Annotated in this window: 11 protein-coding genes; 1 reads left to right on the top strand and 10 read right to left on the bottom strand. The window is 57.0% G+C overall.

Features of this window, described 5'->3' with window-relative positions; translation table 11 throughout:
- The first annotated feature begins 68 nt into the window (after window positions 1-68).
- Window positions 69-1,277 carry a bifunctional alpha/beta hydrolase/OsmC family protein gene (locus KIN_RS06065; protein WP_159805024.1) on the top strand — a complete coding sequence of 403 codons (1,209 nt, stop codon included), beginning with the start codon at window positions 69-71 and terminating at the stop codon, window positions 1,275-1,277.
- Window positions 1,278-1,279: 2 nt separating this feature from the next.
- Here KIN_RS06065 and KIN_RS06060 read toward each other — a convergent pair whose 3' ends face one another.
- The 10 genes from KIN_RS06060 to queA form a co-directional block, all read right to left on the bottom strand.
- Window positions 1,280-1,720 carry a GNAT family N-acetyltransferase gene (locus tag KIN_RS06060; protein ID WP_159805023.1) on the bottom strand — a complete coding sequence of 147 codons (441 nt, stop codon included), beginning with the start codon at window positions 1,718-1,720 and terminating at the stop codon, window positions 1,280-1,282.
- On the bottom strand, window positions 1,717-2,202 hold the full coding sequence (locus tag KIN_RS06055; RefSeq protein WP_159805022.1) for a GNAT family N-acetyltransferase: 486 nt from the start codon (window positions 2,200-2,202) through the stop codon (window positions 1,717-1,719). The genes KIN_RS06060 and KIN_RS06055 overlap by 4 nt, the downstream gene beginning before the upstream one ends.
- Before the next feature lie 15 nt (window positions 2,203-2,217).
- The gene (uvrA, locus tag KIN_RS06050) at window positions 2,218-5,079 is read right to left on the bottom strand and encodes an excinuclease ABC subunit UvrA (RefSeq protein ID WP_159805021.1); all 2,862 of its coding nucleotides are present in this window, start codon (window positions 5,077-5,079) and stop codon (window positions 2,218-2,220) included.
- 96 nt (window positions 5,080-5,175) lie between these two features.
- On the bottom strand, window positions 5,176-6,345 hold the full coding sequence (locus KIN_RS06045) for an MFS transporter (protein ID WP_159805020.1): 1,170 nt from the start codon (window positions 6,343-6,345) through the stop codon (window positions 5,176-5,178).
- Window positions 6,346-6,397: 52 nt separating this feature from the next.
- Complete coding sequence (locus KIN_RS06040; protein ID WP_159805019.1) at window positions 6,398-7,018, bottom strand: hypothetical protein; 621 nt, start codon at window positions 7,016-7,018, stop codon at window positions 6,398-6,400.
- 154 nt (window positions 7,019-7,172) lie between these two features.
- Entirely contained in the window at window positions 7,173-7,793 is a 621-nt protein-coding gene (locus tag KIN_RS06035) for a choice-of-anchor C family protein (RefSeq protein WP_159805018.1), read from the bottom strand.
- Window positions 7,794-7,885: 92 nt separating this feature from the next.
- Window positions 7,886-9,283 carry a dihydrolipoyl dehydrogenase gene (gene lpdA / locus KIN_RS06030; RefSeq protein ID WP_159805017.1) on the bottom strand — a complete coding sequence of 466 codons (1,398 nt, stop codon included), beginning with the start codon at window positions 9,281-9,283 and terminating at the stop codon, window positions 7,886-7,888.
- A gap of 122 nt (window positions 9,284-9,405) precedes the next feature.
- The gene (locus KIN_RS06025) at window positions 9,406-9,978 is read right to left on the bottom strand and encodes a DUF924 family protein (protein ID WP_159805016.1); all 573 of its coding nucleotides are present in this window, start codon (window positions 9,976-9,978) and stop codon (window positions 9,406-9,408) included.
- Window positions 9,979-10,089: 111 nt separating this feature from the next.
- A complete protein-coding gene (locus KIN_RS06020) occupies window positions 10,090-11,388 on the bottom strand; it encodes an MFS transporter (protein ID WP_159805015.1) in 1,299 nt (432 codons plus the stop codon).
- A gap of 111 nt (window positions 11,389-11,499) precedes the next feature.
- The gene (gene queA / locus KIN_RS06015; RefSeq protein WP_159805014.1) at window positions 11,500-12,537 is read right to left on the bottom strand and encodes a tRNA preQ1(34) S-adenosylmethionine ribosyltransferase-isomerase QueA; all 1,038 of its coding nucleotides are present in this window, start codon (window positions 12,535-12,537) and stop codon (window positions 11,500-11,502) included.
- Between the last annotated feature and the right edge of the window lie 13 nt (window positions 12,538-12,550).

The raw sequence follows: 12,550 nt of genomic DNA, 5'->3' as shown, positions 1-12,550 counted from the left end.
GACACACGGGTTGTTTGCGCGCCGTCAGATGAGCATGGTGTGCATCACATTATAGAAAGGCCTGCACTATGGGCATGGAACGACTGACGTTTACGGGACATTCGGGCGAAGCACTGGCGGCCCGGCTTGATCTGCCGGACGGCCCGCATTTGGCCACAGCGCTCTTTGCCCATTGTTTCACGTGCTCAAAGGACATCCCGGCAGCCAAGCGCATCTCGGCCAGACTGGCAGGCATGGGGATTGCGGTCCTGCGTTTCGATTTTACGGGATTGGGTCATTCCGGCGGAGAGTTTGAGAACACGACCTTCACCTCGAATGTCGAGGATCTTGTTCTGGCGGCAAAACATTTGGCGGATGCAGGGAAAGCGCCGACCCTTTTGATCGGTCACTCCCTTGGGGGTGCCGCGATTTTGAAGGCCGCACGGCAGATCCCATCGGCGAAGGCGGTTGTAACGATTGGCGCTCCGTTCGACCCCGGTCATGTCACCCATAATTTCGCGGATGCCCTTCCGGAAATCACCAGGAGAGGCGTGGGTGAGGTGATGCTGGGCGGACGTCCCATGCGGATCGGCAAAGGGTTTGTCGAGGACGTCGCGGCAGAACAGCTTGAAGGCGAAATCGCGGGGCTGAAGCGAGCCCTTCTTGTGCTCCATGCCCCCAAGGATGAAACCGTCGGCATCGAAAATGCGACCCAGATTTTTCTGCATGCCAAACATCCCAAGAGCTTCGTGACACTTTGCGACGCCGATCATCTGGTGACACGCCCCGAAGATGCGGAATACGCCGCTGATGTCATCAGTGCGTGGGCCTCAAAGTATCTGGACCTGCGTCAGCCTGCACCGCCCATCGGCGCACCCGAAGGTGTTGTACGTGTCTCAGAGGCGGATCCCGACGGGTATCTGCAGGACGTCAATGCAGGGCCAAAACATCATATCTACGCCGATGAACCACTCGCCTATGGCGGCACCAACAAAGGCATGACGCCCTATGGTTTGCTGGCTGCCGGTCTCGGCGCGTGCACGTCGATGACGATCCGCATGTATGCGCGGCGTAAAAAATGGCCACTGGCCTCCGTTCATGTGGACGTGACCCATAACGCAATGCACGCGCAAGATGCGGGCGGGCCATCAAAGATCGACGAGTTCCATCGCGAAATTCATTTGACCGGTGATCTGGACGCAGAGCAGCGGGCCAGACTGCTGGAGATTGCCGACAGGTGCCCGGTCCACAAGACGCTGGAAAGCGGGGCGGAAATTAAGACAACGCTGGCTGACTAAGTCTAGCTGGCAGGTCTGCTCCAGGCAAACTGGATATCGGGCAGGCCCTCTTCATTATCGCCCGAAGTCCTTGCGCATTCGCGGAATCCTTCGCGCGCGTAGAACTCCTGTGCGGCGGTGTTGGCAGCGAACGTCCAGAGCTTCAGTAGATCCCGCCCTAACTTGGCATGGCTGAGAAGCGCCCGACCGATGCCTTGTCGTCGATTGTTCTGGGCGACATACAGTGCAGCGATCACATCACCATCCAGCAGCAGAACGCCAATGGTGTGATCACGGACTGCGACGATGCCGTAGGCTTCGTTAATGCGATTGCGCCAGAAGTTCTCTGTACTTTCCAACGTGTGGAGGTTCGGCATCCACGGCGTCTCTGAGGTCCAGCCGTGAATGATCCGCGCGAAATCCGCCGCGTCTTTCGCCCGGGCTCGTCGGATCGTGCAAGTCACGTTAAGGATTTGTACATGACAAAGGCATCGACATCGCCCTGATTGGGGTGCGCAAATGCCTTAGGAAGGGTTCCAACGGTCTCAAACCCCAAACGGTACCAGAGACGAACGGCACCCTCATTCGTAGCGACCACAAGATTGAACTGCATCGCGCGAAATCCGAGGTCCGTTGCCTCGCTCAGCGAATGTTCGCACATATGCCGGGCAATCCCGCGACCACGCGCCTGTGGGTCCGTCACATACCCGCAATTGCAGACATGGCTGCCGCCGCCCATGTGATTGCGTGTAAGAAAATATGTGCCAAGAATGCGGTTTGTGTCCTCCGCTACGAACACATGGTCCTTCGAGCCGCACCAATACGAAAGCGCGTCCTCTTCGGCCATATTGCGAGGCAAAGCGTAGGTTTCGCCCGCCCGGATCACTGGTTCAAGAATGGCCCATATGGCCGCGCGATCCGCGTCGCGCGCGGGTCTGATCTGCACTTCGCTCACCTTAGATCACTCGGCGGCGAGCTTCTTTTTCGGCACCAGCATCTCCTTGAGGTAATGGCCTGTGTGCGATGCTTCGACCGTCGCCACCTTTTCCGGCGTGCCTTGGGCGACAATCTGACCACCTCCATCACCACCCTCGGGACCGATGTCGATGATGTGGTCTGCGGTTTTGACGACGTCGAGATTATGTTCAATCACGACGACAGAATTGCCCTGATCGACCAATTCATGCAGTACTTCCAAAAGCTTACGAACATCCTCAAAATGAAGTCCCGTCGTCGGCTCGTCCAATATATATAGTGTACGCCCAGTAGAGCGCTTCGCCAGCTCCTTCGATAATTTCACCCGCTGCGCTTCGCCGCCAGACAAAGTTGTCGCCTGCTGACCCACCTTGATGTAGCCCAAACCGACGCGCACTAGCGCATCCATTTTTTCACGGATGCTCGGAACCGCCTTGAAAAACGTCTGCGCATCCTCGACTGTCATGTCGAGCACATCAGCGATGCTTTTGCCCTTGAATTTGATCTCTAGCGTTTCGCGATTGTACCGCGCGCCGTTGCAGGTTTCGCAGGTCACATAGACATCCGGCAGGAAGTGCATCTCGATCTTGATGACACCATCACCTTGGCACGCCTCGCACCGACCGCCCTTCACGTTAAAGCTGAACCGGCCCGGCTTGTAGCCGCGCGCCTTGGATTCCGGCAGCCCCGCAAACCAGTCGCGGATCGGCGTGAAAGCCCCGGTATAGGTGGCGGGGTTTGATCGCGGCGTCCGCCCGATCGGGCGCTGGTCGATATCAATCACCTTGTCGAGATGTTCCAGACCTTTGATCGTCTCACAAGGCGCAGGGGTCTGTCGTGCCCCGTTCAAGCGCATGGAAGCTGTCTTGAACAGCGTTTCGATGGTCAATGTCGACTTACCTCCGCCCGATACGCCGGTCACGCACACGAACTTGCCCAAGGGGAAATCCACCGTCACGTTCTGAAGGTTATTGCCAGTGGCTTTCTTGACTGTGACTTTCTTCTTGTTGCCTTTGCGGCGGCTGGTCGGCACGGCAATTTCGCGCACCCCGGTCAGATACTGCCCCGTGATCGATCTTTCATTGGCGGCAATTTCCGCGGGTGTTCCGTGGGCCACAACCTGGCCGCCGTGGACGCCGGCCCCCGGACCAATGTCGAACACGTAATCTGCTTCGCGAATGGCTTCTTCGTCATGTTCGACGACGATCACTGTGTTTCCTTGATCCCGAAGGTTTTTCAACGTTGTCAGCAGGCGATCATTGTCCCGCTGATGAAGACCGATAGAAGGTTCATCAAGCACGTAGAGCACCCCCGTCAGACCCGAACCGATCTGGGACGCCAGCCTAATCCGCTGGCTTTCCCCACCCGACAGCGTTCCTGCGTTACGGCTAAGGGTGAGATATTCAAGCCCGACATTGTTCAGGAACCCAAGACGCTCTCGTATCTCCTTCAGAATGGCCCGCGCGATCTCGTTTTTCTGCTTGGTCAGATGCTCCGGCACCGTTTCACACCATGCGAAGGCTTCGCGGATCGACATCTCAACCACCTGGCCCACGTGAAGCCCCGCCATTTTCACCGCCAATGCTTCGGGCTTCAAACGATAGCCCTCACACACGCCACATGGTCGATTGTTCTGGTAGCGCTCAAACTCTTCACGGATCCAGTTTGAGTCCGTTTCGCGATACCGCCGCTCCATATTCGGAATGACGCCTTCAAAGCTGCGCGTCACCTGATAAACGCGACCGCCCTCGTCATATCGAAACGGGATTTCATCGTCGCCTGAGCCATAGAGGAACACTTGCTTTACATGGGCGTCGAGATCCTTCCAAGGCGTGTTCTTATCGAACTCGTAGTGCTTGGCAATGGCCTCAATGGTTTGCAGGAAATATGGCGATTTTCCCTTGCGCCATGGCGCCAGCGCGCCGTCATATAGCTTCAATGCTGCGTCCGGGACGACCAATCGTTCGTCAAAAAACAGCTCAACACCAAGGCCATCACATTGCGGACATGCACCGAACGGGGCGTTGAACGAGAAGAGCCGCGGTTCAATCTCGGGGATCGTGAAACCGGATACAGGACAAGCAAACTTCTCGGAAAAGGTGAACCGTTCTGGATCACCCTCGGACGGCGCAGTTTCCAGAATTGCGATGCCATCGGCCAAATCAAGGGCCGTGCGCAAACTGTCTGCGAGACGGGTTTCCAGACCTTCACGGACGACGATCCTGTCGACGACCACATCGATGTCGTGGCGGAATTTCTTGTCCAGCGTCGGGGGACTCTCGAGCTCGTAGAATTCCCCGTTCACCTTGACCCGCTGGAATCCCTGCTTGGCCAGCTCAGCAAACTCTTTGCGGTACTCGCCCTTCCGGTCCCGAATGATCGGGGCCAGAAGGTAGCCGCGCGTCCCCTCCTCCATCGCCATGATCCGGTCGACCATGTCCTGAACCTGCTGAGCCTCGATGGGCTTGCCAGTGGCTGGGCTGAACGGGGTGCCGACCCGCGCAAACAGAAGACGCATATAGTCGTAGATCTCTGTGACCGTGCCGACCGTGGAGCGCGGGTTTTTGGAGGTCGTCTTCTGCTCAATGGAAATGGCAGGGCTGAGGCCGGAGATGTGATCCACGTCCGGTTTTTCCATCATATCGAGGAACTGCCGCGCGTAGGCGCTGAGCGACTCGACATAGCGGCGTTGGCCTTCAGCATAGATCGTGTCAAAGGCAAGCGACGACTTGCCCGATCCGGACAACCCCGTGATCACAACCAACTCGTCGCGTGGAATATCCACATCAATCGACTTCAGATTGTGTTCGCGCGCGCCGCGCACTTCGATCTTTTTCAGCTCTGCCATCATCCACCCCAAAAACGGATGCTCACAACATAAGACAGCACGGCCGGTGTTCCAATCGAAAACTGGAACATTAAGCGAACATTAATAGTTTTCTTTTCAAACGCTCAAGATGCGCGCGCGTATGTGGACCAGACATGCAATCCCGGCGACGGACAGAACTATGACAAGTCCAAAAATCCCGTTCAAACCGAACTGCGCCGCAACCATTACAAAAATCGGTGTGCCAAGTGTGGTCCCGACGTTTCCGAGCTGCGCAAGACCGCCCGTGGCGCGCGCCCGATCCTTCAACGCGGCGTTGAAATGCGGGATGGAGGCAAAACTGGCACCTGGGATGACCCCCATCACAACCATCATTGCGATGGCCAGCCAGATATTACCGCCACTGACCCAGACCAGCGCCATCGCAACGATGGTCGCGACAAAACCTGCGATGGCGATACTGTCCGGCTGAAACCGTCGGGCCAGAATTCCTGCGCCAAACGTTCCGACGAGACTGCCGATTGGAAGCAGTGCAAGCTGTAGAACAGAGGCAGCAATGACGCCCGGCAAAACCGCAAGAAGCGCGATATACATCATCGTGTACCACACAAACCCCAACCCGCTGATCAGCAGACTGGGTGTGGTGTAGATGGTTCGATGTTCCTCGATGAAATTGACTGATTGCCCCTCGGTCGGCGGCACAGGGGTCACCCGCCACCACACGGCGAGCGCGACAAGAAAGAGCCCGGCGCCATGCAACAAAAACACCAGAGGCACACCGCCCAGCCCTAGAACAAACGGCAGCGCCAGCCCTGTCAGCGCAAAGCTGACACCGAAGAACATCGCCCAGATCGCCATTACAACCGGCCGATCCCGATCAGAGCTTTCGCTCGCCATGATCGTCGGGAGCGCGACCACCATAACGAGATGACAGAACCCCCCTGCGATCCGAAGTCCAAGCATGACGGACAACGGCAGCAAAAGCGCCTGAACGCCAGCCAACAGCGCACCCACAACCAGCGCAAGAAGCAACATACGGCTCATGCCCAGTTTTGCGACCAAAGCGCCTGCCACAGCCCCGAAAATCACCCCAACGGTTCCTACGATAGACACAAGGAACGGCACCAGTGCCGGGCTGTCCGGATAGATCAGTGCCAATTCGCGTAAGGTGAGAGAATATTTGCCAAATTGCGCCGCCGCAAACAATCCGGCGACAAAAAGCAATGCAATGAGCGGCCAGTCGGTCCTACCGCCAGAGCCATTTGGGGAATGTGCAGAAGATGTCATCAATGACCCCCGTGCAGGGGAAGCGCGCGGGGGTCAAGTGATCATTAAAAATCTACGCCTTGCGACGCATCAAACCAAGCAGCACCAGACCACCGGCCAGCAAGGGAAACCCGGCGGGCAGCGGGATTGGGGCCATATCCGGCGTGTCAGCCAACTCAAGTTCGGGTGAGGCAAAGCCGAACAGTGCGCCGGATAAATCTGGCGCGTCGAAAACGGCCGTCAGCGTGGAGGCCAAGGTCTCGGTCGCAAAGATCTCGATCCCGCGATCATCCTCTGCCGAGCCGAGATTGAAGAGCGGTACGAACGTTTCGCCACCATTGACGGTGCCGCTGACCAGGGCGGCGGCCGTATCAATCAGAAAGTCCCCAACAGACGCGGAGATATCGCCCGCGGTCAGGGTCAAGCCGCTGCCGTTGTGGGCAATCATTGCCGCACTGCTATCAAGGTCCACGCTTCCGCCTGTGATGGCAAAGCTGAAAACCGGGGTCTCATCTATGATCTCAACACTCGACGCGCCGAAATTCGTCGCACTCAGGCCAAGGTCTCCCAATGGGGCCGTAACTGTGATCGAGGTCTCTACCCCAGTGATGCCGACGGTCGCAGCGACAGATGCGACCGCACCTGCCCCAAGCAGTGCAGCCCCCAAGGCAGTTCTTAGAATTAGGTTCTTCATAACGTCCTCCTGAATGAAGTGTGTATTTTTTACACATTCAAAAACTAGGACGATTCATCGCGAGGCAAAGCCTGTCGCGATTTTCTGCACAGCGCCTGATATGGTTGGCCCAACGATTGCCCCGCGAAAAAGCGGGACAATCCGTGTCAGAGCTTCAAGCCTTGCGGCGACGCGCCAGCCCCAAGAGGGCTAAGCCACCAGCCAAAAGCGGCAAACTTGCAGGTACAGGAATTGGGGAAACCCCTGTCTCGGAGATCGCAATGCTGTCGAGCGCGCCACCGAATGCACCGCTTATTCCGCTGGAGAACACAAGAAGCGCCTCGGTGCTGTCCGCAACGAAAGAGAACGTCATCTCTTCCCAGTTCATGTTCGACCGGGAGTTCCCTGTTACGTCGTATGTAAACGTTTCCCCCGAGAACCCAACGGAGACGTCGATCTGCTTTTCAGCCGGCCCACCGGCCGGATTGCCGGACATCCAGAAGGTCAGATCGTAAGCAGTCCCCACGATCATATCTGTGATTGTCTGAGAAATCGTGCCAGCGTTCCCGGCATTCAGGTCAATGCTGTAGTCGTCCGCTTGGGGTGTCCAATAGGTGTTGATCAGATCAATGCCCGATCCGCCAATCGTCCAGCCCGACAAACCTGTCGAACCGGCCCCAAGTGTTTGAAAGCCACCGTTGAACGTGCCGGGTTGATCGAAATCACCATTGGCGATCGTCGCGGCGCCTGCGCTGCCAGCGACACACATAAGCGCAGCCGCAATCACATACTTCATCAGATTTCTCTCTCAAATAATTTTAATTAATGAGAGATTACTAACGGCATTCGACAAAAATGTGAAAGCGCTAAGGCGCCTTTCCGCCCAGATTAGAAGTGAATTGCACGATCGTAAGCGTCAAGAACGCTTTCATGCATCATTTCGCTGAGTGTGGGATGCGGGAAGACGGTGTTCATCAGGTCTTCTTCAGTGGTCTCCAGCGTGCGACCCACGACGTAGCCTTGGATCAGCTCCGTTACTTCTGCGCCAATCATATGTGCGCCCAGAAGCTCCCCGGTCTTTTCGTCGAAGATGGTTTTGACCAAGCCCTCGGGTTCGCCCAGAGCAATGGCTTTGCCGTTGCCAATAAACGGGAAGCGACCGACCTTGATCTTGTAGCCCGCCTCTTTCGCCTTGGCTTCCGTGAAACCGACACTTGCCACCTGAGGGTGGCAATAGGTGCAGCCTGCAATGCTTTCGGGACGCACGGGATGCACGGTGTTTTTCCCCGCGATCAGTTCCGCCACCATAACGCCCTCGTGGCTGGCCTTATGCGCGAGCCATGGCGCGCCCGCGATGTCACCGATGGCATAGATGCCTTCCACGCCCGTCCGCGCGTATTCATCGACAACCACATGGGTTCGGTCGATCTTCACGCCCAAATCTTCGAGGCCAAGACCCTCCGTATTTCCGACGATTCCAACAGCAGAGATGACGGTGTCAAATTCCTGTTTTTCAACTTTACCACCGACCTCAATATGAGCGGTCACTTTGCCCTTGCCGCGGTCAAGCTGCTTGACCATGGCCTTTTCCATTATCTTCATACCCTGCTTTTCGAACTGCTTCTTCGCAAAGCCCGAAATTTCAGCGTCTTCAACAGGCAGGATCCGATCCATTACCTCGACCACTGTAGTCTCACACCCCAAGGTGTTGTAAAAGCTTGCGAATTCGATGCCGATGGCGCCGGAGCCGATCACTAGTAGCTTCTTAGGCATCTTCTTGGGCGTCAGGGCATGTTTGTAGGTCCAGACCAGATCGCCGTCCGCCTCGAGCCCCGGCAACTCACGCGCACGTGCACCTGTGGCGAGGATGATGTTCTTTCCGGCAAGCTCCTCGGTACCTTTGTCGGTTTTGACGGTCACCTTGCCCTTGGCGGGAATTGTTGCCTCGCCCATGATCGTCGTTACCTTGTTCTTCTTCAAAAGGTGCCCAACGCCCGAATTCAGCTGGCCCGCCACGTTGCGGGACCGTTTCACAACAGCGTCCAGATCGTAGTCGATGCCGGTCGCCTTTAGGCCGAAATCCTTCGCGCGGTGCATAAGGTGGAACACTTCGGACGAGCGCAGCATGGCCTTCGTTGGAATGCAGCCCCAGTTTAGACAGATGCCGCCCAAATGCTCCCGCTCGACCACCGCGACGCTGAGACCCAACTGAGCACCGCGAATTGCGGCAACGTAGCCACCGGGTCCGGCCCCGATTACGATCATATCATAGGATTTCGACGCCATGCTGCAGCCCTCCAGATCAAATTTGGTTTAACGTTAAACCAATTCCAAAAGTGCCGCAACGCCACCGCATTGCAAATGAACCGGCCTCTGACAGAATGCAGAAAGAGCGGGTCAGGTTCCGGTCAGGCGCGCAACGCCTCGACGGTGGCGCCGTAGCCACCCTCATTCAGGAACTCAGCTTCAGGGACCGTGTGCCGCCGAGCGAGCGCCTCGTTGCGGTGCGGGAACCGGCCGAACTTTCGGATAACCTCGCGGTGGGCCTTGGCGTGTAGCAGATTATCGTCTCCGGTCTCTGGCATTCGCGTCAGAAGCAATCGTACGCAGCGCTCTTGGTCACTGACACATTCGGAATGCATCAGCGGCAGATAAAAGAATTGCCGCGCCGGTTCATCTATACGCAGATCCCAGTCTTTTTTTATCGCACTTTTCGCCACGGTCAGCGCGATTTTATCTGTGGAAAACGCCTTATCGGTTCCGCGAAACATGTTACGCGGAAACTGATCGGTCAGGATGAGATAAGCCAAAGCACCGCTTGGATAGGTCATCCAGAGGGAGTAAGCCCCCTCGGCCGCGTTTTCCCATGTTTTCAGAAACCTCTTTCGGATCTTTTCGTCCAGATCATCATCACCGGAATACCATCCCGATGGTCCGATTTCGTCCAGCCAGAACCCCAGCACATCTTCAGGCGTCGACATGGGTTACCCTCCTTGTCGCAATGCCCCCAAGTGTTATCAAATCGTTACAACGGTTCTCCGGGGAAGCAAGCGTTTTCAGCCTTAACGGCGCTCACGGAAGGTTACGTATGATTACGATGTACCGGACATATTTTGCGGCTTGTCTTCTTCCTCTGCCATTTCTTCTGCGGCATCGACATAATATTCCTGCGCTGCCTCGACCGCGACAAGCGTCGAAGCCGGGCTGATCGTAGCATAGGGCACGGCATCGTAATCATCTTCATCCGCATATGCAGAAGGCCGACGGGTCATCCGATAAGCCGCATAGGCCGCCATCATCAGCATCAAAAGGGAGATGAAAAGCCAGAAGCCCGATCCACCATACGTCGTCATCAACCACCCGGTGATCACAGGGCCGCCGATGGCACCCAAGCCGTTCACGAAAATCAGGCCACCGGACGCAGCTGCCATATCCTCTACGTCCAGATAATCGTTGGTGTACGCGATCAACAGGGAATAGAGCGGGTTCGTCATGCCCCCAAGGACGAACCCCGAGGCGAGAAGCACATAGAAGTTGGGCCCAAACATCCAGGCCAGAAGACTGGCGGCGCCGCCAATTGAAGCGACCCAAAAGATCAGAACCCGGCGGTCCATCCTGTCCGACAACCAACCGATCGGATACTGCAGCACCATGGCGCCAACGAAGATCAAAGAAATGAAGAGTGAGATTTGCGGGAGGCTGAGCCCGATCTGGGTCGCGTAGACTGACGACATACCAAACTGCGCCGCAAAGACCCCGCCCAGCACCAGCATCCCCGTAAATCCCAGCGGCGAATGTGTGTAGAGTTGCTTCAGACTCATCGAGCGGGTGCTGTCGAAGGCCGGCGTTGGTACAACCGACAGCAGGATTGGCGCGAAGGAGATCGAAACCAGCACTGACGGGATGATGAACAGAATGAATCCTGCCGGATCCGCAACGTTGAGCAGCATCTGAGAAATCACGATCCCGGCCATCTGCATGATCATGTAAAGCGACAGCGTTTGACCCCGCGTGTCGTTCGAGGCCGCATTGTTCAACCAGCTTTCCGCGGTCACATACACACCGGAGAAGCAGAAGCCGATAAGTACGCGCAAGGCGATCCACGCCCATGGATAGGTCAAGGCGGGGTACAGGATGAGGGCCGCAGAGATGAATGATGCAAGGGCCGCAAAGACCCGCACATGCCCGACGCGCCGGATAAAGCCCGGCGTCAGCTGAGAGCCGCCGAGAAAACCAAGGAAATAGGCAGAGGTCACGACAGACAACTCAAACGTCGAGAACCCTTCGATGCTGCCGCGCACCCCCATCAAGGTGCCTTGCAACCCGTTGCCAATCATCAACAACAAAATGCCCAGCAAGAGCGCCCAAGAGCTGAGAAACACCTTCAACATTGTCCGACCTTGCGCAAATCATTCCCTGACCCCGCTTTGTCAGAGCGGGATTAAGAAAACCAGCACATGAACGACAAAACGAAGTTCAGAAGCGAAGGCTGCCCCAAGGTTTCAGGGGACCAGAAGCGAGGCATCTCCGTATGAGAAAAAACGGTATCTCTCGGCGATGGCGTGCGCATAGGCTCGCCTCATTCGATCCTGCCCCATCAGCGCCGAGACAAGCATCATCAGTGTTGATTTTGGCAGATGAAAATTCGTCATAAGCGCGTCGGTCAGCTGAAATGTGTAGCCGGGGTAGATGAATATATCCGTGTCGCCCTGCCACGGTGCGATCTTGCCGGGGCCGGTCGCGGCGGTCTCGATCAGCCTGAGCGCGGTTGTGCCGACAGGAATGACCCGTCCACCCGCCGCCTTCGTACGCTCTATCGCGTCGACGGCATCATCGCCAACGCGCCCCCATTCCGCGTGCATCTTGTGGGTTTTGACGTCATCCACTTTTACCGGCAAAAACGTCCCTGCACCCACGTGCAATGTGACCTCCGTCCGCGTGACGCCGCGCGCGTCCAATTGCGCCAAGAGCGCGTCGTCGAAATGCAAAGATGCCGTCGGCGCCGCAACGGCCCCTGTCTCTTTCGCGAAGACAGTTTGATAATCTGTCTTGTCCCGCGCATCCGCCGCTCGTTTCGCGGCAATGTAGGGGGGCAGCGGCATTTGCCCTGCAAGGTGCAGCGCTTCGTCAAAGGCGGTCCCTTCCAGATTGAACCTGAGCCGGGCCTGGCCATCGGCGCGTCCTTCGCAAACCGCGTTCAATTCGCCGGAGAACTCCACCTGCTCCCCATCCTTTAGCTTCCGTAATGGTTTGACGAGCGCCGTCCAGCCGCCATCCGGTGTGGGCGACAGAAGCGTCACTTCCATCTTTGCGACATTGCCGTCCCGGGTCCGCGTGCCAAACAGTCGCGCCGGAATGACTTTGGTGTTGTTGAGCACGAGAAGGTCGCCCGGTCGCAGAATATCCGGCAGATCCGTGACCATCCGGTCTGAGATCTGATCCTGCTCGACCACCATCAGACGTGCCGCGCTGCGCGGGCTCACCGGGCGGGTCGCGATCAACTGCTCCGGCAGATCGAAGTCGAAATCTTCAAGTTTCATGGAGGGTCTTGCG

The organism is Litoreibacter roseus (assembly GCF_009811795.1).
GTDB lineage: Bacteria > Pseudomonadota > Alphaproteobacteria > Rhodobacterales > Rhodobacteraceae > Litoreibacter > Litoreibacter roseus.
This window is presented reverse-complemented; position numbering and strand designations above follow the sequence as displayed.